This is a genomic window from Streptomyces sp. NPDC093801 (assembly GCF_040701585.1).
Lineage (GTDB): Bacteria > Actinomycetota > Actinomycetes > Streptomycetales > Streptomycetaceae > Streptomyces.
On record NZ_JBFBDP010000032.1, the window covers coordinates 71738 to 93487 of the forward strand.

Consider the following 21750-nt stretch of genomic DNA (forward strand, 5'->3'; position numbering starts at 1 on the left):
GTGTTTGGCTCGGTTCCATGATCGAGACACGCAGTGCCACGGTGGCCGATGCCGCGAACGTCCTGGCCTTCTGGAAGGAAGCGGCCGAGGGGACGTCCATCACGGACGACCTCGCGGGGGTCACCCGGCTCATCGCACGGGACCCCGACGCTCTGATCCTCGCCGAGTCCGACGGGCTCCTCGTGGGCACCCTGATCGCCGGGTGGGACGGTTGGAGGGCTTCGCTGTACCGGCTGGCCGTGCTTCCCTCCCATCGGCGGCGAGGGATCTCCAGGACGCTCCTCGAGACCGCCGAACAGCGGTTCCTGGAGCTGGGCGGCCGGCGCGGCGACGCCATGGTGCTGGTCGAGAACCAGCAGGCTCAGGCCGCCTGGGCCGCCGCCGGGTACCGGAGGGAAGACCACTGGCGGCGCTGGGTGAAGCCGCTCGGGTAGGTACGCGCCCGGCTGCGGCTACCGGCTCGCGCGGAGCCCCGCCGGGGTGAGGCCGGTGTGCAGGCGCATGGTGCGGGTCAGGTGGCTCTGGTCCGCGAAGCCGCACAGCTGGGCGATCGCGGCGATCGGGGTGTCCGTGGTGAGCAGGGCGCGGCGGGCGCGTTCCACGCGCAGCCGGACCAGGTACTGGTGCGGGGACTGGCCGGTGGACGCGCGGAAGGCCCGGGTGAAGTGCGAGGGGCTGACGCCCGCCACGGCGGCCAGCTCGGTCAGCGAGAGCCGGCCGTCCAGGTAGCCGTTCATGTGGTCGACGACCCGGTTCAGCCTCTTGGGCGTGAGCCCGCCCCCGCGCTCGGGCAGGCGCGGGCCGCGGGTCGCGGCGGTGCGGATCAGGTGGGCCGCGAGTGCCTGCAGCATCGACTGGGCGTAGAGCGGATCGGCGGGCTGCGGGCCCTCGTACTCGGCGACCAGGCGCTCGACCAGCATGCCCAGGAACGGGTCGGTCAGGTGGTAGCGCGGGGCCAGCTCCAGCGGGCCGGGCAGGTCGCTCCCGGTGGCGAGCTCCTCCAGCCAGGCCGGTTCGAGGGCGACCAGCATCAGCTCGGCGTCCTGTTCCCAGCGCGGCCGGGACGCCCAGCCGGCCGGGTTGACCAGCGCCTGGCCGCGGTGGAAGCGCTCGCGCCGGGGGCGGCCGTCGGCGGTCCAGCTGAGGTCGGCCGAGCCGCCGGTGTGCACCACCACGACGTGCCGGGTCGGACCGTCCGCGCCCTCGGCGCCCTCGCCGGCCCGTTCCAGGCCGCGCTCGACCACGCCCTCGTCCAGGCCGGCGCTGCCGGAGAGGCGGACCAGGTGGGGCTTGATCAACGATGCCGTCGTCGCGGACCGCAGCGCTGCCGGGTGCGTCGCGGACGCCGGAGGTATCGGGGGCGTCGGGGGTGCCGGGGGTGCCGGGGGTGTCGCCATGCTGTCGATTCTGGTCCCTCCGGGTGAGGAACGCAGGACCGACGGGGCCCTCGTTGCGCGTACCGGCCGGGATCGTGAGCGGTTCGTTCCAGGGCCCGTCGGATTGTTCAAGCCCCGGAAGGCCCCCGCGACGGACCGTGGTCCGGCGAACGTCCCCGAGTCCGGGGACTCCCCATCCGGTGAGGAGCCGTAGATCATGAGCAGCAACCACTCCCTGGCGGGCAAGGTCGTCCTGGTCGGCGCCGGTGCGAAGAACCTCGGCGGGCTGATCAGCCGCAACGCGGGCGCGGACGGCGCCGAGGTCGTCGTGCACTACCACTCCGACGGCACCGCACCGGACGCCGAGGAGACCGTCGCGGCGGTCAAGGCGGCCGGCGGCGAGGCGGTCGCGGTCCAGGGCGACCTGACGAAGACCGCCGACGTGGAGCGGGTCTTCGCCGTCGCACAGGAGACCTTCGGCGGCATCGACGTCGCCGTGAACACGGCGGGCATGGTGCTGCGCAAGCCGATCGTGGAGACCACCGAGGCCGAGTACGACGTGATGCACGCGGTGAACGCCAAGGCCGCGTACTTCTTCATCCGCGAGGCGGGCAAGCGGCTGAACGACGGCGGCAAGGTCATCACCGTCGTGACCTCCCTGCTGGCCGCCTTCACCGACGGCTACTCCACCTACGCCGGCGCCAAGGCCCCCGTCGAGCACTACACCCGGGCCGCGGCCAAGGAGTTCGCCGCCCGCGGCATCTCGGTCAACAACATCGCGCCGGGCCCGATGGACACCCCGTTCTTCTACGGCCAGGAGACCCCCGAGCGGGTCGCGTTCCACGAGTCCCAGGCGATGGGCGGCCGGCTGACGAAGATCGAGGACATCGCGCCGATCGTCACCTTCCTGGCCACCGAGGGCGGGTGGATCACCGGCCAGACCCTCTTCGCCAACGGCGGCTACACCACGCGCTGACCCTCCCGGCCGGGCGGGCGGCCGAGCAGGACGCCGCGACGGGCGTAGTAGCGGTGCATCACCGGCCACGGGACCTCGGCGAACTCCTGCGAGGTGCCGTGCCAGCCCGACGGGTTGTGGATCGTGACGGTGTTCCGGTCCGCGCCCACGGCCAGCACCAGGTGCCCGCCGCGGTGGGGCGGCTCGGTGTCCCCGCTGCGGACCCCCGGGTGGACCGACAGCATGACGAGGCGGCCGGCGTGCAGCTGGTACGCCACCTCGTGCAGCGGGAGCCAGGGGCGGGATTCGGCGTGGAGGCCGAAGCGGTCCCGGGTGTGGCGGGCGAAGGGCTCGTAGATCAGCCCGTGCAGTCCGCCCTCCTTCGGCACGTACGCGCCCGCTTCGAGGTACTCCTTGCCGAGGGTCACGCTCGGGGGCGCGTCGAGGCCCCAGTGGGCCAGAGCCATCCGCAGGCAGGCCATGCCGCACACCCGCCAGGACCAGAAGGCGTACTCCTCGCGGGAGTCGGCGCCGGAGTCCCGCCAGCGGGGGTCGTCGGCGGCGTCCAGGCGGCCCGTGACGATCTCCGAGACCAGCTCGGTCGACTCCCACTGCGCGAAGTACGGCACCTCGTGGCGGACGGGCCGGTACGCGCAGTGGGGTGCGACGGGGTGCGGCGGGGCGAGGTGGGACCGCTCCGGAATCACCGGGCGGTCCCGTCGGCGGCGCCCGCGCCCCCGGGGACCGGCGGGTCCACGGTGCGGTGGACCGGCCCGTACAGGGCTGCGGCGCGGCCCGTGCCCAGGGCCCAGTAGCGGTCCCCGTACGACCAGTGCCACCACTCGGTGGGGTAGTTGACGAAGCCGGCCGCGGTGAGGACGCTGCCGAGCAGGTCCCGGTTCGCGCGGCTCTCCGGGTCGATGTCCGGGGCCGCCGTGTAGCAGCGCAGCGCGCTGTCCTCGGGGGAGGCGTTGACGCTCGTACCCATGGGCAGTTCGCGGCCGTCCTCGGTGCACAGGGTGAGGTCGATGGCGGATCCGGCCGAGTGGGGTGCGATCTCCGGGGGTGACACGTAGCGGCTGGCGGCGAGGTGCCGGCCGGCTTCGTCCAGGTCGGGCCGCAGGTCGCGCAGCCGCTCCCGGTACGCGGTGAAGTAGTGCCGCTGGAGGTCGGGCGGCCGGTAGCCCTCGACGAAGAGGAAGGTGATCCCGGCGGGGAGCAGGCCGGCGGCGCGTGCGAGGCGGTCGGCCACGCCCTGCCGTACATGGGCGTAGTGTCCGGCCGGGTCGGCCTTGCGGGTGTCCACGCGCAGGTGGGAGCGGGTGCGCAGGTCGACGAGCGGCTCGTCGGAGCCGGTGACGGGGATGGCGGCGACGCGGGGGTCGGCCATCAGGACGGGGGCGGGCGTGAGGTCCGTCATATGAGTCTCCTCGGTGGTCGTGGGGGCGTCCGTCCGGCTTCGGGTGTCGTCCCGCTCACTCGGTCAGCTGCCGCACGTCCCTGAGGAGCAGCGGGACGACCATGGCGAGCAGGGAGAGCACGGCGGCGCAGACGAGGGTGAGGGGCACTCCGCAGGCGGCGGCGACCGGGCCGACCAGGGCCGTGCCGACGGGGCGCAGGCCCATCGAGCCGAAGCGGTTGACGGCGTCCACGCGCGACAGGAGCTCGCGGGGCACCTCCTTGGCTATGGCCGCCGACTCCACGGCGGTGAAGACCGCGATGGCCATGCCGGAGACGAACTCGGAGACGGCGAGGACGTACACGGGCGCGGGCAGGGCGAGGAGGAGCAGGGTCGGGCCGGCGCCCGCGAGCATGACGACGTACCCGGTCAGCAGGGGCCGTCGCATGCGCAGTCGGAGGGACAGGGCGGTGCCGCACAGCCCGCCGGCGCCCAGCGCGCCGACGATGAGGGCCCAGGCGGAGGCGCCGCCGAGGTGCTCGTCGGCGACGACCGGGCCGAGGACGTTCAGGGCGGACAGCAGGCACAGCTGGAAGACGGCGGCGCTGGCGATGAGGGCGGTCAGCCAGCGGCGCTCGGTCACGCAGCGCAGGCCCTCGCGGATGTCCCCGGCCATCGAGCGCCGGGCGCCGGCGGCCGGCTTGCCGAGGGGGCCGACGGCGGAGACGAGGAGGGCGCTGACCAGGAAGGTGGCTCCGTCCGCCACCAGCAGCCAGCCGGGGTCGGTCCAGGCCAGGAGTGCGGCGGCGAGGAGCGGTCCGGCGACTTCCGCGGCATTGCCCACGAGGGAGAAGAGGCTGTAGGTCTGCCGGAGGTTCCCCTCCGGGGCGACTTCCGCGATGGCGCCGGTGGAGGCCGGGTTGAAGAACGCGCCCGTCGCCCCGCGGGTGGCGGCCAGCAGGGCGATGCACCACAGCGGGGCGTGCTGGAGGAGGATGAGGACGCCGGTGAGGGTCTGGCCCGCGAATCCCGCGAGGTTCGACCACACCATGACGGACCGGCGCGGGTAGCGGTCGCCGAGGACCCCGCCGATCAGGACGAGTGCCACGCTCGGCAGCGCCCGGGCCGCCAGCACCGTGCCGACGCCGGACGCGCCGCCGCCCAGGGCGAGGACGGCGAAGACCAGGGCGACGGGGGTGACCATGTCGCCCAGCACCGAGGTGCCGCGGGCCAGGAAGAGCAGCCGCAGCGGTCTGCTGCGGAGCAGCTCGCGGGGGGTGAGCGCGGTGCCGGGTTCCGGCGGGGGCGTGGTGGCGTTCGCTTGGGCGTTGATGGCGGCATCCTCAAGGGGAGGGGAGGGGAGGGGAGGGGAGCGGAAGAGGGGGGAGTCGGCGGGCGCCGGGCGGCGCCCTTCAGCGGCCGGCCACGGCGTCGGTGAACTCGTCCCGCTCCCAGGCCCGTACGGCCAGGTAGTCGCGTTCGAGCTGCGCGGGGTCCTCGTGGCAGAGGTAGAGGCCGCCGGGCTTGCTGTGCAGGCCGGTCGTACGGGGGAGTTCGCATCCGGCGCGGACGGTCAGCCGGATCCCGTGGAACGACGGGAGCGAGGTGACCGGGTCCAGGTCGAGCGGCCGCAGGAGGACCCCGGCGGCCGGGGAGATCAGGCTGACGCCGAGCGCGTGGCGGCGCAGCGGGCGTACCGGGCCGCGGTCGGCGACCGCGTCGGGCGCGAGGTAGGAGTCGACGACCTCGTCGAGGTGGCTGGTGCCCAGGGCCTTGAGGCTGAGCGAGGGGTCGTGGCCGCCGGGCAGCCGGGTGCCCGTCTCCAGCAGCAGGGGCCCCCGGTCGGTGAGGATGACCTCGGTGTGGGTGGCGCCCCAGCGCACGCCCAGCGCGGTGAGGACCTCGCGGACGTAGGCGAGGAGGGCGGGCATGCCGGGGGCGTCGGGGCTCTGCAGCTCCTGCCGGTCGTAGACGGGCGCGTCGTCGACCAGCTTCTTGTCGGAGCGCCAGATCTCGACGGCCATGTGGGAGCCGTCCACGGACACGGTGTTGACCATGTACTCGGGGCCGGTGAGGAGTTCCTGGACCACGACGCCGTCGTTGGGCTGGCCGAACAGGTTGGGGGCGCCCAGCAGGCTGCGGACGGCGGCGTCGCGGTCCGCAGCGGTGGGGCAGACGTGCACGCCGTCCGTCCCGGCGCTGGCGGGCGGCTTGACCACGGTCGGCTGCGCCGGTGCGAGCGGGCCCGTCTGCCAGTGGACGCGGCCTTCGCCGTCCAGGTGCTGCTGGGCCGGTACGGCGACCCCGGCCTCGTGCAGGATGCGGTGCATCGTGCGCTTGTCCCGGCGGGCCGCGGCGAAACCGGGGGCGTTCGCGGTGGGCAGGTCCAGCTCGGTGGCGAGGAGGTCGGCGGTGTCGCTGCCGCTCTCGGTGCCGGCCATGACGTGCCGGACGCCCAGTGCGCGCAGCTGCCCTGCGGTGGCCGCCGGGTCGCCGGTGAAGTCGAGCGCGGCGGTGAAGTCCGGCGCGTGGAAGGTGTGGAGCTGCCGTTCGAAGGCCGCGGTGTGGTTGCGTACGTGGACGACGGGGACGCCGCGGGAGCGGAGGGCGGGGCCGAGGAGGTGGCCGGTGCCGAGCGCGTCGACCACGGCTACCGCGGTGGTGTTGTAGCCGTCATGGAGCATGGGGTGGGTGTCCGTTCTGTGCGGAGGGAGGGTGAGTCCGGCTGCTCCGGGGCCGTGGCCCGGGCCGGAGCCGGGCTCAGGCCAGGTCGGCCCGCTCCCGCCGCCACGGCGCGAGCTTGGCGGTGTTCGCGGCGCTGGCCAGGACGACGCCCAGCAGCTCGGGGTACGTGATGCCGGCCGCGGCGGCGGCGAGCACGAGGTTGCTGCCGTGCTGGACGCCGGGGATGGTGTTGAGTTCCAGGAGCACCGGGTCGCCCTCCGGCGTGAGGATGAAGTCCACCCGGATCGCGCCCTCGAAGTCGATGACCTCCAGGACGTCCCGGGTGGCGCGGTGCAGGGCGTGCAGCCGCGGGTCGTCGGCGTCGGTCAGGGCCAGGTAGGTCACCGTGCCCGCCTGCTCGCCGTGCAGCTTGCTGTACTCGTCGTAGTACTCCCGCTCGGTGCCGCAGGTGACCGGCGGCAGCAGGACCACGTCCCCGTCGATGCGCAGCGCGGAGACCGTCACGGTGGTGCCGTCGACGAAGGGTTCGGCGATGACGTCGGTGAAGCCGGCCTCCCCGAGGCCGCGCAGGGCAGGGGCGAGGTCGTCCGGCTCGGTGACGAGGACCATGCCCACGCTGCTGCCGCCGTTGACGGCCTTCAGCATGACCGGGCAGGGCAGGCCGGCCTCGGGCGTCCCGGCGGGGCTGAGCCGTCGGTGGGCGGGGACGGTGACGCCGCAGGAGGCCAGGACCAGTTTGGTCAGGCGCTTGTCGGCTCCGATGACACCCGTCGCGACCGAGCTGCCGGTGTAGGGGACGCCGAGGTAGGCGAGCGTGCCCTGGAGGTGGCCGTCCTCGCCGAAGTCGCCGTGCACGTTGAGGAAGGCGGCGTCGTAGGCGGTGATCTCGGACGGGAAGGCGGGGGAGGTCGGGTCGATCCAGTCGGCCTCGGTCCCCAGCTGCCTCAGCCCTTCCAGGACGTCGTGCACCGACCAGTCGGCGGCGGGCTTGCTCTCCATGTAGAGCCGGTCCTCGGCGGAGGTCCCGCCGTAGAGCACGGCCACCCGCCAGGGGGCGGTACGGGCCACGGCGCTGCGGACCAGCTCGCGCAGCCGGTGGGGTTCGTGGTCGAGCCAGCTGGTGATGTGCATGGGGTACTCCGGTGTCCGGTCGATGGGGGAAGAAGGGGGGAGGGGACGAGCAGGGGCGGGTGAGGGCGACGGCGCGGGACGGGGCGGCGGCCGGGCGCCTCAGGCCCGGTGGACGAACGGCAGGAGGGCCCCGGCCGTCAGCGGCTGCGCGGACGGCGGCGTCAGCCGCGGCTCCGGGCACGGCGCGGGGCTGCCGGCACGGGCCCGGGCCAGGTCCGGCGCGCCCTCGAAGCCCAGCTGGGCCCAGATCTCACCGGCGAGGCGGGGCACCAGGGGCGCGCCGAGCAGGGCGAGGCCGAGCAGCCATGCTCCGCGGTCCTCGGGCACGGGACCGGGGCCCCGGTGCATCCAGTCGGCGAGCGCGGTGACCGCCGCGGTGAGGTCCGTGTGGTAGGGGCTGAGCCCGGTGTGCTGGGCTTCGACGGCGTCGAGCACGGCGGGGGTGCACCGCACCGCGGAGCCCGCCGACCGCACCTGGTCGACCGCGGGCAGCAGCACGTTCCGCTGCCAGTCGCGCAGCCGCACCACGTCGTCGACCAGGCCGTCCAGGGTGACGTCGGCGGTGCCGTGGTCCAGCGGGGCGTGGAGCAGGTGGAAGCGCAGCTCGTCCGCCGTGACGCGGGCGCTGCCGAGCAGCTCGCCCAGCCAGATGCCGTGGCCCTTGCTGGTGGAGCACTTCTGGCCCTCGAAGTGCAGCATGCCGGTGACGACGGCCGCGTCGAACGGCTTGAGGGCGCCGCCCGAACCCTGGGCGATGACGTGCGGGGACACGAAGCCCGGACGGGAGTTGTCGCTGCCGAACACACCGATCGTGGTGACGCCGCTGCCGACGGCGAACGGGTTGGCGCCGGCGCCGGTCAGCCGGCGGTGCACCTCGCCGCAGTACACGCTGTACAGGTAGTAGCTGTTCGCGATGACCTTGCCCGGCGGGAGCGTACGGCTCTTGATGCCCCAGGTGCCCTGGCCGGTGAGGTTGACCCGCCCCGCACTGGCGTCGAGGTAGCGGCGCACGGTGTCGAGGAACTGCGGGCGGACCCCGGCCCGTTCGTGGTGGTCGGTGATGGCGTGCGGATCGGCCGGGTAGGTGAACCAGTTCTCCTCGTCCCGCCACTCCAGCGTGGAGTCGTCGAGCCGCGAGCGCGGGTTGACGACCTCCTCGGGCTGGAAGAACTGGCCGCAGAACGTGCAGGTCGCGCCGCCGCACGGCTTGCCGCAGTGCGGGCAGTCGCCGGCGATCCAGGTGCCGACGACGGCCCGCCCGGTCTGTTCGGAGAACGGGATCCGCTCGCTCTCGGCGCGTGCCGCGCCGGTGGAGCGGAGCAGTTCGATCGTGTCCTCGTGGACGGCCCGGTAGCCGTCGTGGTGCTCGGCCGAGGTCGGGTCGATCCACGCGTCGAGGCCGATGGACAGGCCGTCCAGGTCCTGCTTGATGCCGGCGTGGAAGCGGGCGACGGTCTCCTCGGGGGTGTGCCCGTCCGCCAGGGCCGCGGCGGTGACCCAGTCCTCGAACCCGTCGCTGCCGCTGATGACGGACACGTGGTGGCCGCGGCTGCGCAGCGCACGGGCGAGGACGTCGGCGCGCAGATACGTTCCGGCGCCGTGGCCGATGTGCATGCGTCCGTTGGGGGTGGGTTGCATCGGCACGATGAGGACGGTCTGACTGACGTGCACGGGGGGCCTTTCGGGGTACGGGAGGGAAGCGGGCGGGGACGGGTCAGGGGGCGGGGTCCGGCCCCGGCGGCGTGATCTCGCAGGCCGCCCGGAACCAGTCGACGGCCTCGGCGAGGACCGCCCCCGCCGCGGCGCGGTCCTCGCCGGCGACGACCACCGACGCGATCCGCGCACTGCTGTGCTCGGCGACGCCGAGGAAGGTGCCCACCGGCACGTTGAGGCGGTACTGGTCCACGCCGGGCACGTCGCAGGTGCCCTCGGCGGGAGCCGCCGCCAGGGTGCCCGGGCTGCCGGGGAACAGGGCGAACCCGGCGGTCCGTTCGGGCCGGTCCACCGGCGGGCGGTGGACGCTGTCGTCGCCGACGGCCTGGATGTACTCGCGGACCAGGTCCACGCCCGTCGCGAGCCGGACCGTCTCGTAGATCTTGCCGCCGCCGACCCGGGAGGCGATCTCGTTGAGCAGGAGCGTGCCGTCCGCGGTGCGGAAGACCTCCGCGTGGAAGGTGAGCGTGGGCCAGGCCGACAGGGCGCGCACCGCGCGGAGGGTCAGGTCGCGCAGCGGCCCGGTCAGCGGGTCGTGCGCATCGAGCGTCGTGCTGGTGAACACGGTGCCCTCGCGGTAGGTGAGGGCGGAGGTGCAGGCGGACGGCCACACCAGGACCGTGGTGCCCCCCACGATCAGCCCGTCGATGTGGAACAGCTCGTGCTCGACGTACGCCTCCGCCAGCAGCGCGGCTCCGTCGTCGTCCCCGAGCGCGGTGTGGGCCGCGGCGTAGGCCGCCAGCCCGTCCGCGTCGCGCAGCACTTCCACACCCGTCGAACCGGCGCCGCGCCGCGGCTTCACCACGAATGGGTAGCCGTGCTCGGCGGCGAACGCGTACAGGTCGGTGACGTGCGCGACGGGCGCGAACGGTGCCGTGCGGACGCCGACGGCGGTGAGGACCTCCTTCATGCGGAGCTTGTCGCGGAACGCCTCCGCCTCGGCCGTGCCCTGGCCGTCGATGCCCATCGCCCCCCGCAGGCGGGCCGCCCGCAGCAGGTCGTACTCGTTCATGGCGATGACCGCGTCGAAGCCGTGGCGCCGGTGCAGGTCGAGTGCGGTGGTTTCGACGGCCGCGTTCGCGTGGAAGCGGTCGAAGGTGACCACCTCCCGGTAGCCGGACAGCTCCGCCCGCGCGCGATCGGGGTCGGTGCTGATCGCGCCGGTGGAGGTGACGAGCACGACCTCGTGCGCGGGGCCGAGCCACTGGGCGTAGGGGGTGGTGGCGAGGTTGGAGCGGTTCAGGACGAGGATCTTCACGCCGCCGCCTCCTCGGGGGCCGCGGTCTCCATGCGGAACGCCGCCTCGACCTCCCGCACGAGAGCGGCCACGTCGCGGTCGGCCGAGGTCCGCGCGAAGACCAGGCCGCTGACCGTGGAGGAGTCCATGAGCCCGCCGACCGTGTCGCCCGGCTTCAGCCGCATGTCCACCTCGATGACGCCGGGAATCGCGGTGAAGTCCTCCGCCGCGCTGATCGCCGTCACGGTGCCGCGGACGGCCGGGAACAGCATCTCGACGAGCAGGCCCGGGTCCGCGGCACTGCGGTCCGAGGCGGCGGCCGGGACCTCGTACGCCTCCCCGAAGCTGCTCGCGATGTACGCGCCCCAGGTGTCGAAGCCGCTGTCGAGCTGGAGCATGCGGCGGATGCCGCCGCCGCCCGGACGGCACGCGATCTCGCCGGCGAGGATGCCGTCGGCGGTCTCCAGCGCCTCGAAGTGGGTCACTCCGTCGCGCAGGCCCACCGCGCGGACGGCCCGCTCGTGCAGCGCGCGGACCGCGGCCGCCTCCGCGGAGTCCTGGTCCAGCAGGTGGGAGCCGAAGACACCGCCCTCCCCGTAGGCGAGGACGGGCTTGAGGTAGCGCGACACCCGTACGTACGTCACCTCGCCGTCGGTGACGAGCCCGTCGCAGTGGTACTCGTGGAGGACGTCCAGGTACTGCTCGACCACGACCGGGAAGGCCTTCTCGGAGGTGGTGGCCGGGTTGGCCAGCCGGTCGAGGTACGCCTGCGCGGCGGGCGTCGCGAGGTCGGCGGCGGAGCGGACGACCTCGGTCGCGTCCGCGCCGGCACCGATGACCGGCTTGACGATGGCCGGGTAGCCGGTTTCCCCGAGCGCGGCGGCGAGCCCGGCCGCGTCGGCCGCGACGGCGTGCCGTGCGGTGGGCAGCCCGGCCTCCCGGAACCGCTGCTTCATGACCTGCTTGTCGGTGCAGTTGACCACCGTGTCGAACGACGGCCCCGGCAGCCCGAGGTGGCTGCGCAGGTGGCCGGCCGCCTGGGAGGCGCGCTCCGAGAGCGCCAGCACGTGGGTGAACTCCCCGAGCGGGCGCGTCGCGGTGACGGCGGCGGTGACGGCTTCGGGGTCGTTGAGGTCGTCCACCAGGGCGAGCTCGGTGCCCTCCGGGTACTGGTCGACGAACCGCGGCTCGGTGACGAACAGGATGCGCAGGTCGCCCCGTTCGGCGAGCTGCCGGGCCTGCCTGGTGTTGCCGGTGTTGGTGACGATGACGTGCTTCATGAGGTTCACGAGCTCCTGTCGGAACGGGGAAAGGGGGTCGATCGCCCGGTACGGGCCTGTCGCAGTGGGGCGGGGGAACGGTCCGGGCGCCGTCGCCTCAGGCGGCATCCGGTGCACGCCCGACGTACCCGGCCAGCCCCAGGACCTCCGGCAGCGCGCGGATCCGGGGGCCGGTCCACGGGTGGTCCTCGCCGAGGTCGAGCAGCACCGCGGTCATCCCGGCGCTCGACGCGCCGTCCAGCTCGTCGTCGTGCCCGTCTCCGACGTACAGGCACGCACCGCCGTCCACGCCCAGCCGGCGGGCGGCGAGCAGGAAGATCTCCGGATCCGGCTTCATGAGCCCGGCTTCCGCCGAGAGCACGGACACGTCGATCAGCGGCCCCAGGTCCGAGGCGTCGAGCATGTCCCGGACGTCGGAGCTGCAGTTCGACACCAGGCCGATCGGGACGCCCAGGGCCTTCAGCGCGGTCAGCGTCTCGACGGCGCCGTCGGCGGGACGGGCGAAGCCCCGGCCGTGGACGCTCCGGCGCACCCGCATGGCCTCGGCCCGCTGCCCGTCGTCCCACGGAGCGCCGAGGTCCTCGCGCAGGCCGTCGAGGTAGGCGTCCAGGGGGCCGGTCTCGCGCCGCACCCGGGTCCGCGCCCAGGGCCCGGAGAGTTCCTCCGGCCGCCGGCCCAGAGCCCGCGCCGTCTCGGTGAAGGCCTGCCGCTTCACGTCGTCGGGCAGCGGGACGAGGGTCTTCCACAGGTCGAAGACCACCGCGCGCACGGGACCCCGGCCGGGGGCCGCGGCGCTCATCGCCCGCCGTCCTCTGCGCGGGCCGCAGCCGTACCCGCCGGCCACACCCGTACGACCGGAGCCGCCCAGTCCGAGTTGTCGACGATCACCTCCGCGTGCTCGGCCGGCGGGTGCCCGGCCAGGTACGCCCGCTGCGCCGGGAGGTACTTCGTGTGGTACTTGCCCATGACCTCCTCGCCCTGCGAGGGAACGTCCCGCGACCGGCCGCGGGCCAGGACGACGTCCTCGGCGACGTCGAGGTACACGAACAGGTCGATCAGGTCCCGGATTTCGTCGCGGAACAGGAACACCCCCTCGACCAGCACGATCGTCTCGGGCCCGACCTCGTACGTCCGGGTCAGCGTGTACGTGTCGGTGGGCAGGTCCAGCAGGGTCAGTTCCGCCGACAGCCGGCCCTCCTCCCGCACCGGCCGCAGCACTTCCGCGGCGGCCCGGCCGAAGTCGATGCTGTGGTGGTAGTACGCCTCGGCCTCCGGCAGGTCGGAGCGGTAGCGGACGGCGCGCGGGCGGTGGAAGTCGTCGATCCGGACGAGCTGGTGGCCGGCCCCCCGGCGCTCGAACTCGGCGGCCAGCGCGGTGGCCAGCTGCGACTTGCCGGAGGTGTCCATGCCGGTCAGCCCGGCCACCAGCGGCCGGCCCGGCCGCTTGCGGCCCTGGAGGAGATCGGCCAGCTCCTCGACGAGCTGCTGCCGGCTGCGGACGCGGGGCACGGCGGCCGCCGCCGTCGTCTCGGTGGTCATACGGCGATCTCCTGGGGAAGGGACGGGGACGGGGAGGAAGGCGGGGAAGGGGGCGGGGAAGCGGCGACGGCCGGGGGAACGGCCGCGGCGAGCGGGCCGGCGTCCGCTTCGAGCCGGGCGAGGAGCCGGCCGGCGAGCCTGCCGTAGAGTCCGCTGCCGTAGACCGCGTGGTCGCGCAGGGCGTACGGCGTCGGCTCGACCCGGAGCACCGACAGCGCCGGAACGGGCCGCCCGGCGATCAGTGCCGTGCCGTCGTCCGTGTGCGCGAAGCGCTCCGGCGAGCCGCTGGGGCGGGCGGGCCGGCCGTCGATGAGCACGTCGGGCGCGTGGCCGTGGTAGCCGAGGGCCTGGACCACCAGAGCGGCGTCGTCGAGCAGGTCCGCGGCCTCCGCGAGCCGGCCCGTGCGGACCAGCCGGGCACCCGGGATCCGGCCGTCCCACAGCGCGCAGTACAGGTCCCGCGACTCGTGCCGCAGACCCGAGTCGCGGAAGACGATGCCCGTCTCCGGGCACACGTCGGTGGCCGGATCGGCGGCCCGTTCCCGGCCCTCGACGTAGTCCCGCCGTGCCTCGGCGAGGCCGGGGTGGACGAGCCGGGCCGCGCTGCGCTGGAGCACGTCGACGGCGGGGGGCCGGAAGCCGGGGTCGGTCGTGCGGATCTCGTCGAACAGCTCCAGCAGGACGCGGAGCACGGACATGGCACTGTGCGAGGCGCCGGCGACGACGATCCGGCCGCCGTCCCCGCCGGGCCGTCCGAGTGCGGCCAGCTCCCGGCGCAGCGCGTCCCGCCCGCTCCGGCTGATGATCTGCGCGGACCGGCGCACCTTCGCCCGCCAGGGCGCGAGTTCGGCGTGCGGCCGCTCGGTCCGCCCCGTGGCGATGACCGCGTTCCGGCTCCGTACGGTCCGCCCGTCGGCGAGGCGGACCAGTACGGCCGAGCCCTCCTCGACGACGTCGAGGGCGGCCACCTCCGTGCCCAGGGCGAGCCGGCCGGGCCCCAGGGCCGCGGCCACCGCCGTACCGACCCGGCCCAGCGCCGTGGCCAGGTGCGCCATGGGCACCGGCGACTCGGCGCCGGCGACCCGGGCGACCAGCGGATCGTCCCTCAGCGCGGCGAAGGGGCCGGTGGCGGAGAGCTCCTTGAGGAAGCGGGAGCCGATCGAGGTGCTGGTGATCGCGTAGTCCGCGAAGCCGCCGGGACCGAAGACGGTGCCGCGCTCGAACACGGCGACCCGGTGGGCGAGGAGTTCGGGGGCGGAGGCGAGGAAGGTGGCGGCGCGGAACCCGCCGCCCACCAGGACGAGGTCGGGTTCCATCACGCGTGCTCCGTCAGCAGCGCGTCGAAGCGGTCGCAGATCAGCTCGGCCTCGGCCAGGGTCAGCGTGAGCGGCGGCCGGATCTTGAGCACGTTGCCGTTGCCGTAGCGCGAGGTGCGCAGGATCAGGCCGTGCTCCATCGCCTTGTCCGCGAGGTGGTTGGTCAGGGCGGTGTCGGGGGTGCCGTTCGCGTCGACGATCTCGATGCCGATCATCAGGCCCACGCCGCGGACGTCGGAGATCACGCGGTGGCGCTTCTTCATCTCCTCCAGCCGGCCCATGATCAGGTCGCCGGTGGCGCGGACGTTCGCCAGGAACAGCGGGTCGTCGATCACGTCGAGCGTCGCCAGGGCGGCGGAGGCGGCCAGCAGGTTGGAGCCGTAGGTGAAGGAGTGGTCGTTGGTGGGCAGGCCCGCCATCTCGTCGCTCGCGATGATCGCGGCCACCTGCGCGCCGGAACCGCCGAGGCCCTTGGCGACCGTCATCGCGTCCGGCTCGACGCCGAAGTGCTCGGCGGCGAACATGCGCCCGGTGCGGCCGATGCCGGTCTGGATCTCGTCGAAGATCAGCTTGATGCCGTGGGCGTCGCACAGCTCGCGCAGCTTGGTGAAGTAGCCGTCCGGCGGGACGATGTTGCCGCCGTTGCCGGAGATGGGCTCCACGAGGACGGCCGCGACGCTGCCGCTGCTCGCGAACTCCAGGAAGTCGTTGATGCGGTCCACGCACATCATGCGGCAGCTGCCGGCCTGCTGGCCGTAGAAGCAGCGGTGGCAGTACGGGTCCGGCACCTGCATGCCGCCCGGGTACAGCTGGGCGAACGGCGCCCGGCGGAAGGCGTTTCCGGACAGGCTGGCCATCATCATGGTCTGGCCGACGTGGCTGCGGAACAGCGTCACGACGTCGCGCTTGCCCGTGGCCCGCTGCGCCATCTTGATCGCGCCCTCGTTGGCGACCGATCCGCCGGACACCTTGAGGTGGGTCTTGGTGAGGCGCTTGGGGGCGAGGTCGGCCAGGCGCTTGGAGAGCCGGTTGATGGGCTCCGTCTGGAAGCTCGACGTGACGTGGATCAGCTCGTCGGCCTGGTCCTTGATCGCCTTGATGACGGCCGGGTGGCGGTAGCCGAGGCTGAGGTTGAACGTCGCGGAGGCGCAGTCGATGTATCCGCGGCCCTCGGAGTCGTACAGGTAGACCCCTTCGCCGGTGACCATGCGCTGGTCGCTGACGGGGTAGTAGACGGCCTCGGGCGAGGTCTCGCCGGAGACGACGGCGCTCATGACGGGGTCCGGGATCCCGCCGGGCACGAGGTCACCGGGGGAAGCGAGGATGGACATGGGTGTGCCCTTCTTGGGAGGTTTCTGGCGGTGCGCGCGTGAGGTGCGCTGGCGATGAGGGGCGTGCGGACTCCTGGAGTCCGGCACGTGGACGGGTGCGCGTGGGCACCACGGACCGGCCCGGGGTGCCGCGGGTGCGGCAGCGGGCAGGCAGGTGGTCGGGCGGGCGGGTGGGAGGCCGGGGTGCGGCCTCAGAAGACGCCCTGGATGTCGGTGGTGGCCGGCAGGACGCGTGCGCCGGCCATCATGCGCCGCGCCCAGCCCGGCAGGGCGCTGTGGGAGTAGAAGCGGCGCAGCCAGCGGTCTCGTCCGTCGTAGCGGGGAGTGAAGGCGGAGCGGCCGTGGGCGGCGATGTGGTTGTCGACGAGGAGCAGGTCACCGGGTTCCAGGACGACTTCGGTGCACACGGCTTCGAGCGCTTCGGCCAGGGCCCGCAGGGCCTGTGCGGCTCCGGGGTCCACCGCCCTGGTGTTGAACGAGTCGTAGCGGAAGAACTCGCTGCCCGGGGCGCCGAAGAGGACCCGGTGCCGGCCCGTGGAGGGCCGTTCGCCGGAGGTGCCCCGCGTGAACGAGGTCGGGAACAGGCTCTCGAACCGCAGTTCCCGCAGGGTGGCGGCCTCGGCCTCCGTCAAGCGGGTCAGGGCCCGGCGGACGGAGGCCACGCGGGTGGCGGTGGTCCGCTCGTGCCCTTGGCGCAGGCTCAGCAGGCCGAGGTGGTCGGGGCGCAGCGGATGGTGGACGTTCTCGGTGTGGAAGTCGAAGGCCACCGAGCCGCTGTTCTCCATCCGGTGCTCCTCGCCCCGCACCGGGTGGACGTCGTGGAAGAGGTCGCCCTTCTTCTCGTCGGCGTACCCGATGAGGCCGCCGAGGATGTCGGCCGCCAGGGCGAGCGTTCCGTTGGTGGGGTGTCCGGCCAGTGCCCGTGACCCGTATTCCGCGGGTGTGCTCGGGAGTTCCCCCGTGGACACGCCCTTGACCAGCAGGCAGCCGCTGTCCGACGTTCCTTCGCGGAAGTCGGTCAGCGCGGTGCGCAGCGTGCGGGGGACGTCCGGGAGGAGTTCCGAGAGGTCGAAGGACGGGGAGTGCTCCAGGCGGGAGACCGCCTCGTGCGACAGGTTCCACAGCCCCTCGCTCTCGGCCCGGGTGAGGTGGACGACCGACCCTGCCACGTGTCGTTCTGCTACGGCGAGTGCCACTCCTGCTCCTTGTATTGCGGGGGTTCCGGCGGGCGGCGGCGGGGTCCGCCGACGGAAGGGTGATGGGCTGTGCTGGTGGTTCGGGCCGGTACGGCACGGCGCGTACACGGTGGCGGCGAACGCCGTCGCCGTGCCGCCGGAGTAGGCGTGCCCGTCCGCCCCGGCCACCGGACGCGGTGGTGCCGGACGCCGTGGTGCCGGACGCCGTGGTGCCGGGGCGCGGGGAGCGCCGTCAGCCGGCCGCGCCGCCGATGCCCGCCGGCAGCGGGGTACGGCCGTCCCGGCCGGTGCGCCGCTGCCCGAGGTGGGAGGCGAGCTCCTCCCACAGCCGGGCGTGCGACTCCGCGAGCCGCGCGACGGTGTCCAGCCGGTGCGGCGGAACGTGCGCGGCGATGCCCTCGATCCCGTCCGCGAGCACACAGGAGACGTCGAGGGCGCGCAGCAGTGCGCGGCCGCTCTCGGTGAGGCGCAGGGAGGGGTCCTGGGTCAGGGATGCCAGTGCGGGCCGCAGTGCGGTGACGGCCGTCGGCGGTACGGGTGTCGGTGGTGGTACGTGTGTCGGTGGTGGTACGGGCGTCGCCGGCAGGGGCGCCCCACCGGTCCGGGGCGTCGGGACGAGGCCGGCCCGCCCGGGCCGGACCCCGGCGCCCCGGCGGGGTACGGGATCCTCGCCGCGGCGCCTGCGTTCGCGTACGTCGGCCACCGTGGCCGGTGACAGTCCGGCCGCGCGGGCGACCTGCCGCATGGAGGCGTGCGGGTCGTCGCTCAGCAGTCCGTCGGCGAGTTGCCGGCGGGCGGCGGAGTCGAGGGGCCGGGCCCGGCCGTCGAGGCCGAGCCGTCGTTCGTGCGGTGCGGTGGCGGCTCCGCTCTCCCGCCGGAGCGCTGCGACCCGCTTTCCCGGCAGCCCGGTGAGAGCGGCCAGCGCCCGGTCGGACCAGTCGGGCTGCACGCGCAGCGCGTGCCGGGCCGCGGCGGTGCGGTCCGCCACGGGCGGAACCATGCCGTGCGCGACGTCGACCAGCACCGACAGCATGTCGCCGTCCTCCTCCGTGCCGTCGAAGAGGCGGGCCCGGATGTGGGTGCGGCCGCGGAGCGCGGCGGCGCGGGCCCGGCACACGCCGTCGATGACGAGCATCGTCGAGCGGTGCACGAGGACCGGCGCGAGGTCCTCCCGGGAGGCGGCGAGCGTCCGTGCGTACTGCTCGTCCTCCTCGGCATTGCGCGGCGCGTGCGCCGTGTGGAGGTCCCGCAGCGGGACGGACTCCACGGTCGAGGTGGGGGACAGCCGGTCGAGGAACGCCGTGAGCCGGCGGGCCCCGGCGCCCCGGTGCGGGGCGCTCCTGCCCGACCCGGGCTCCGTCACTTGGCGGCAGGCGGCTTGATCTCCTGCCAGCCGGAGTCACGCGGGCAGCCGAAGCCGGGGGAGGCGCAGCTCGTGCCGGGCTGCAGGGTGAATATCGGGGTGCGGGGGTGCTCGGGGGTGACGGTGCCGGCGCTCGCGGTGCCGGCACCGAGCAGCACGGTGGTGGCCGCGATCAGCGACATGGCCAGACCCTGGGTCTTCTTCATGTTCATGCTCCGTTCCTCGTTCGTTCTCCTGGGGGACGACCACGAGTCTGCCCCGGCGCAAGAGCCCGGTGAAGGGAGATCGGGAGGGTCAAAATGGCCATGTCCGCCCTAGGCCACGGGCGGTTGCGGAAGCGGAACGTCCTCCCAGACGGCCGTCCACCCCTCCAGCTCCGGCCGGGCGGCGACCGCGGCGTGCCAGGCCCGCTCGCAAGCGGAAGCGGCGGCCTGCTGCGTGGCGGCGACGACGTACATGCCGAGGACGGGTCGTGTTCCCGGTTCGGCGCGCTGGACGACGTGTTCGACCCCCCGCACCCCGGCCGCCGCGGCGGCGGACGCGACGGCCGCCGCGGTGTCGACGGGGAAGGGGCCGCTGACGCCGGGGCGCGGGACCAGGGAAGCGCAGATCAGGAACATGGTTTAGACCATGCGGGATTCGGGGCCCCAGTACCAGGGGTTGCAGTTGGCCACTTTCGGACGCGCCGCCCGGGACGGGCCGCTCCGGGACGGCCCGGAGCAATAGAATGCGGCGTAGACCGTCCGCATACCGGACCCGATCGCCGGAGGTCGGAGCACGTCAGCGCCGGATCCGGGCGCGGGCCACCCGCACCACCCGCACCACCCGCACCACCCGCACCACCCGCACCACTCGCACCACAAGGGAACGTTCATGCTTGGTCCACTCGGCCTCAGCGCCGCAGCCGAAGCGGTCTACCGGGAGCTGCTGGCCCACCCGCTGTTCGGAGTGGCCGAGCTCTCCGGCCAGCTGGAGCTGTCCGAGGACGCCGTGCGCGAGGCCCTCGACCAGCTCTTCGAGCTGGCCCTGATCCGCAGGTCCTCGGCGGACGAGTCCCCGATGCGCGCCATCAGCCCCGACCTCGGGCTCATGAAGCTCCTCGCGCGCCGCCAGGCCGAACTGGCCGAGCAGCAACAGCACGTGGAACAGAGCCGCGCGGCGACGGCCGAGCTGATCGCCCAGTACGCACAGCACGACACCATGTCGATGGGCGCCGGGATCCGCTACCTCCGCGGCATCGACGCCATCCGCGACCACCTGGAAGCCCTCAACGACAACGTCAAGGAGGAGTTCCTCACCTTCGCCCCCGGCGGACCCCAGACGCCCGCCAACATGGAGGCCTCGCGCCCGCTCAACCGCCGCCTCCTCTCCCGCGGCATCACGATGCGCACCGTCTACCTGGACAGCATCCGCCGCGACGCCCCCACCGCCGGCCACGCGGCCTGGCTCACCGAGCAGGGAGCGCACATCCGCACCGTGCCGACCCTGCCCAACCGCATGATCATCATCGACCGGCGCTCGGCCCTGATCGCCTCCGACTCCGACAGCACCGCCGACGGCGCGCTGGCCATCACGGACCCCGGCGTGATCTCCCTGATGTGCCGCCTGTTCGACCTCGTGTGGGACTCCGCCGAACCCTTCGGCGCCGCGCCCCAGCGCTCCTCCGGCGAACTGACCCGCCAGCAGACCGAGGTCGTGCGCCTGATGGCGGAGGGCCGCACCGACGAGTCGATCGCCAACAGCATGGGCATCTCCACCCGCACCGCCCGCCGGCTGACCACCGGCCTGCTCACCCACCTCGGCGCCCGCAGCCGCTTCCAGGCCGGCGTCCGCGCCGTACAACTGGGATACCTCCCGTCCCACCCCTGACGCACACCGCGGCCGACGGCTCCCCCCGGCATACCGTTCCGATGCTCGGTCGCCCGCCATCGGGGGTGTCAGTGCCCTTTGGCAGCATGGCCGGCATGAGCAAGCGGGACGGCCCGAGGCACTCCGCGACCTGCGCAGGCACTGCGCCGCGCGGGGCTGCCGCCCGGAACGGACCTGGACGACAGGGCCTGCGTCAGCTGGCACGGGGCGGACGGCGCCACCTGGCCCGACCGTGCGGGACGCCGGCGCACCACGATCGCGCTGCTGACCGCTGGACTGCTCGTGTCCGCGTTCCTCCTCAGCGGCATCGGAATGGTGGACGCCCCGGGGGCACTGACCTTCTCGGGGCGTCTGGCCGGAATGCTGTTCGTGCTGTCGGGGGCGGCGCAGGTCTGTGCGGCGGCCGCGGTGTTCGACCACTGGGGGAAGCGGACCCTGCGGTACTCGGGCGCGGCGGTGCTGCTGGGCGTGCTCATCACCGTGGCGACGCAGGGCCTGCTGCTGGCCCTGTGGCTCCAGGAGCGGGAGTGGACGCCGTACCTGCCGGTGTTCCTCGCCCTCACGGCCTGGTCGCTGTGGGCGGTGTGGACGGTCTGGCGCGAGCGGGCCTGGAAGGGGATCCCCGTCTGGATGGCGCCGGGAACCTCCTTCACCACCGAGCGAGTGCTCCGGATTCCGCGGAACGCTGCGTACGACCTGGTCACCGCCAACATGTCGGCGTACTTCATCAGGGGCGACCGCGCGAGGATCGACCCCGAGTTCGAGACTCCGATCTTCTCGTGGAAGGAGAAGAGCGACAGGTTCTTCGACTGCCGGCCCGCGGCTTGCCTCGACTGCGTCGCGCACCATGCACGGGTCCACCACAACAACAACATCATCAACGTCACGCGCCGGCCCCGCTACCTCACCGCATGGCGATCGGTCGGTCCCGCCGGCAGCCAGATGCAAGTGCTGATCAGCCCGCTCGATTCCAGGGGCCTCGTGTCGTTCGACCTCGAGTCCGCCGACAGGTACGGCGTCGACCAGTACCTCTCCGGGCTGTCGGAGATCCCCTACGCCTCGCTGTGGGAAGTCCGCCCCTAGCGACGCGGGCCAGGTCGCCGAGCGGGCCGTCGGCCGGTCACGAGATGATTCGTCGTGGCCCGGGTTCTCTCTTCGGGATATCTGCGCCAGTGAGCCCTTTCAGAGTGCCCACTGATCGAGTGACCCAGGCCGTGTCAGGTGAGGACCGCAACGCACAAGGCTCCCGCGCCGTTGAGGGAGGCGTTCGAAGTCTCAACCCATCGGCACAGGAGCCCTGTTGGTTCCCCATCCTGCCGCACTCGACCTGCCTCATGCTCTGGTCGAGTGGGTATCCATG

At 73.6% G+C, this 21750-nt stretch carries 21 protein-coding genes; 4 read left to right on the forward strand and 17 right to left on the reverse strand.

The annotated features are described in order from the left end of the window. Window positions 1-17: 17 nt before the first annotated feature. Window positions 18-434, forward strand: a complete 417-nt coding sequence (locus AB0469_RS31380) for a GNAT family N-acetyltransferase (protein ID WP_366454846.1) — start codon at window positions 18-20, stop codon at window positions 432-434. An 18-nt stretch (window positions 435-452) separates the two neighbouring features. Here the strand turns inward: AB0469_RS31380 and AB0469_RS31385 are convergent, their stop codons facing one another. After that, window positions 453-1298: an AraC family transcriptional regulator gene (locus AB0469_RS31385; RefSeq protein WP_366454847.1), complete on the reverse strand. Its 846-nt coding sequence runs from the start codon at window positions 1296-1298 to the stop codon at window positions 453-455. A gap of 295 nt (window positions 1299-1593) precedes the next feature. Between AB0469_RS31385 and AB0469_RS31390 the strand changes: the two genes are divergently transcribed. Beyond that, complete coding sequence (locus AB0469_RS31390) at window positions 1594-2352, forward strand: SDR family oxidoreductase (protein WP_366454848.1); 759 nt, start codon at window positions 1594-1596, stop codon at window positions 2350-2352. Here the strand turns inward: AB0469_RS31390 and AB0469_RS31395 are convergent. The 16 genes from AB0469_RS31395 to AB0469_RS31470 all read right to left on the reverse strand — a co-directional run bounded on the left by AB0469_RS31395 (window position 2337) and on the right by AB0469_RS31470 (window position 19141). Further along, entirely contained in the window at window positions 2337-3038 is a 702-nt protein-coding gene (locus AB0469_RS31395; protein WP_366454849.1) for a C39 family peptidase, read from the reverse strand. The two genes, AB0469_RS31390 and AB0469_RS31395, sit on opposite strands and share 16 nt — an antisense overlap. Continuing rightward, on the reverse strand, window positions 3035-3751 hold the full coding sequence (locus tag AB0469_RS31400; RefSeq protein ID WP_366454850.1) for a M15 family metallopeptidase: 717 nt from the start codon (window positions 3749-3751) through the stop codon (window positions 3035-3037). The genes AB0469_RS31395 and AB0469_RS31400 overlap by 4 nt, the downstream gene beginning before the upstream one ends. Window positions 3752-3806: 55 nt before the next feature. Further along, on the reverse strand, window positions 3807-5063 hold the full coding sequence (locus tag AB0469_RS31405; RefSeq protein WP_366454870.1) for an MFS transporter: 1257 nt from the start codon (window positions 5061-5063) through the stop codon (window positions 3807-3809). Window positions 5064-5142: 79 nt separating this feature from the next. Beyond that, entirely contained in the window at window positions 5143-6414 is a 1272-nt protein-coding gene (locus AB0469_RS31410; RefSeq protein ID WP_366454851.1) for a hypothetical protein, read from the reverse strand. Between the two features lie 76 nt (window positions 6415-6490). Then, window positions 6491-7546, reverse strand: coding sequence for a D-alanine--D-alanine ligase (locus AB0469_RS31415; protein WP_366454852.1), 1056 nt, complete (start codon window positions 7544-7546; stop codon window positions 6491-6493). A gap of 99 nt (window positions 7547-7645) precedes the next feature. Further along, the gene (locus AB0469_RS31420) at window positions 7646-9184 is read right to left on the reverse strand and encodes a class I tRNA ligase family protein (protein ID WP_366454871.1); all 1539 of its coding nucleotides are present in this window, start codon (window positions 9182-9184) and stop codon (window positions 7646-7648) included. Window positions 9185-9260: 76 nt separating this feature from the next. Further along, window positions 9261-10517, reverse strand: coding sequence for an ATP-grasp domain-containing protein (locus AB0469_RS31425; RefSeq protein ID WP_366454853.1), 1257 nt, complete (start codon window positions 10515-10517; stop codon window positions 9261-9263). After that, complete coding sequence (locus AB0469_RS31430; protein ID WP_366454854.1) at window positions 10514-11776, reverse strand: hypothetical protein; 1263 nt, start codon at window positions 11774-11776, stop codon at window positions 10514-10516. The genes AB0469_RS31425 and AB0469_RS31430 overlap by 4 nt, the downstream gene beginning before the upstream one ends. Window positions 11777-11873: 97 nt before the next feature. Next, window positions 11874-12575, reverse strand: coding sequence for an HAD family hydrolase (locus AB0469_RS31435; protein ID WP_366454855.1), 702 nt, complete (start codon window positions 12573-12575; stop codon window positions 11874-11876). Then, entirely contained in the window at window positions 12572-13315 is a 744-nt protein-coding gene (locus AB0469_RS31440) for a hypothetical protein (protein ID WP_366454856.1), read from the reverse strand. The genes AB0469_RS31435 and AB0469_RS31440 overlap by 4 nt, the downstream gene beginning before the upstream one ends. Beyond that, window positions 13312-14634: a hypothetical protein gene (locus tag AB0469_RS31445; RefSeq protein WP_366454857.1), complete on the reverse strand. Its 1323-nt coding sequence runs from the start codon at window positions 14632-14634 to the stop codon at window positions 13312-13314. The genes AB0469_RS31440 and AB0469_RS31445 overlap by 4 nt, the downstream gene beginning before the upstream one ends. Then, complete coding sequence (locus AB0469_RS31450; protein WP_366454858.1) at window positions 14631-15962, reverse strand: aspartate aminotransferase family protein; 1332 nt, start codon at window positions 15960-15962, stop codon at window positions 14631-14633. The genes AB0469_RS31445 and AB0469_RS31450 overlap by 4 nt, the downstream gene beginning before the upstream one ends. Before the next feature lie 191 nt (window positions 15963-16153). Beyond that, a complete protein-coding gene (locus tag AB0469_RS31455) occupies window positions 16154-17158 on the reverse strand; it encodes a TauD/TfdA family dioxygenase (RefSeq protein ID WP_366454859.1) in 1005 nt (334 codons plus the stop codon). Between the two features lie 232 nt (window positions 17159-17390). Then, on the reverse strand, window positions 17391-18521 hold the full coding sequence (locus AB0469_RS31460; RefSeq protein WP_366454860.1) for a hypothetical protein: 1131 nt from the start codon (window positions 18519-18521) through the stop codon (window positions 17391-17393). Further along, window positions 18518-18733, reverse strand: coding sequence for a hypothetical protein (locus AB0469_RS31465; RefSeq protein ID WP_366454861.1), 216 nt, complete (start codon window positions 18731-18733; stop codon window positions 18518-18520). The genes AB0469_RS31460 and AB0469_RS31465 overlap by 4 nt, the downstream gene beginning before the upstream one ends. A gap of 102 nt (window positions 18734-18835) precedes the next feature. Beyond that, window positions 18836-19141: a hypothetical protein gene (locus AB0469_RS31470; RefSeq protein WP_366454862.1), complete on the reverse strand. Its 306-nt coding sequence runs from the start codon at window positions 19139-19141 to the stop codon at window positions 18836-18838. A 253-nt stretch (window positions 19142-19394) separates the two neighbouring features. Between AB0469_RS31470 and AB0469_RS31475 the strand changes: the two genes are divergently transcribed. Beyond that, complete coding sequence (locus tag AB0469_RS31475; protein WP_366454863.1) at window positions 19395-20390, forward strand: helix-turn-helix transcriptional regulator; 996 nt, start codon at window positions 19395-19397, stop codon at window positions 20388-20390. Between the two features lie 282 nt (window positions 20391-20672). Further along, entirely contained in the window at window positions 20673-21473 is an 801-nt protein-coding gene (locus AB0469_RS31480; protein ID WP_366454864.1) for a hypothetical protein, read from the forward strand. Window positions 21474-21750 lie beyond the last annotated feature (277 nt).

What these genes read in the sequence shown, in the direction of transcription:
- AB0469_RS31380 (WP_366454846.1), top strand. Translation starts at nt 18, where the DNA reads ATGATCGAGACACGCAGTGCCACGGTGGCCGATGCCGCGAACGTCCTG.
- AB0469_RS31390 (WP_366454848.1), top strand. Translation starts at nt 1,594, where the DNA reads ATGAGCAGCAACCACTCCCTGGCGGGCAAGGTCGTCCTGGTCGGCGCC.
- AB0469_RS31400 (WP_366454850.1), bottom strand. Translation starts at nt 3,751, where the DNA reads ATGACGGACCTCACGCCCGCCCCCGTCCTGATGGCCGACCCCCGCGTC.
- AB0469_RS31410 (WP_366454851.1), bottom strand. Translation starts at nt 6,414, where the DNA reads ATGCTCCATGACGGCTACAACACCACCGCGGTAGCCGTGGTCGACGCG.
- AB0469_RS31415 (WP_366454852.1), bottom strand. Translation starts at nt 7,546, where the DNA reads ATGCACATCACCAGCTGGCTCGACCACGAACCCCACCGGCTGCGCGAG.
- AB0469_RS31420 (WP_366454871.1), bottom strand. Translation starts at nt 9,184, where the DNA reads ATGCAACCCACCCCCAACGGACGCATGCACATCGGCCACGGCGCCGGA.
- AB0469_RS31430 (WP_366454854.1), bottom strand. Translation starts at nt 11,776, where the DNA reads ATGAAGCACGTCATCGTCACCAACACCGGCAACACCAGGCAGGCCCGG.
- AB0469_RS31435 (WP_366454855.1), bottom strand. Translation starts at nt 12,575, where the DNA reads ATGAGCGCCGCGGCCCCCGGCCGGGGTCCCGTGCGCGCGGTGGTCTTC.
- AB0469_RS31440 (WP_366454856.1), bottom strand. Translation starts at nt 13,315, where the DNA reads ATGACCACCGAGACGACGGCGGCGGCCGCCGTGCCCCGCGTCCGCAGC.
- AB0469_RS31450 (WP_366454858.1), bottom strand. Translation starts at nt 15,962, where the DNA reads ATGTCCATCCTCGCTTCCCCCGGTGACCTCGTGCCCGGCGGGATCCCG.
- AB0469_RS31465 (WP_366454861.1), bottom strand. Translation starts at nt 18,733, where the DNA reads ATGAACATGAAGAAGACCCAGGGTCTGGCCATGTCGCTGATCGCGGCC.
- AB0469_RS31470 (WP_366454862.1), bottom strand. Translation starts at nt 19,141, where the DNA reads ATGTTCCTGATCTGCGCTTCCCTGGTCCCGCGCCCCGGCGTCAGCGGC.
- AB0469_RS31475 (WP_366454863.1), top strand. Translation starts at nt 19,395, where the DNA reads ATGCTTGGTCCACTCGGCCTCAGCGCCGCAGCCGAAGCGGTCTACCGG.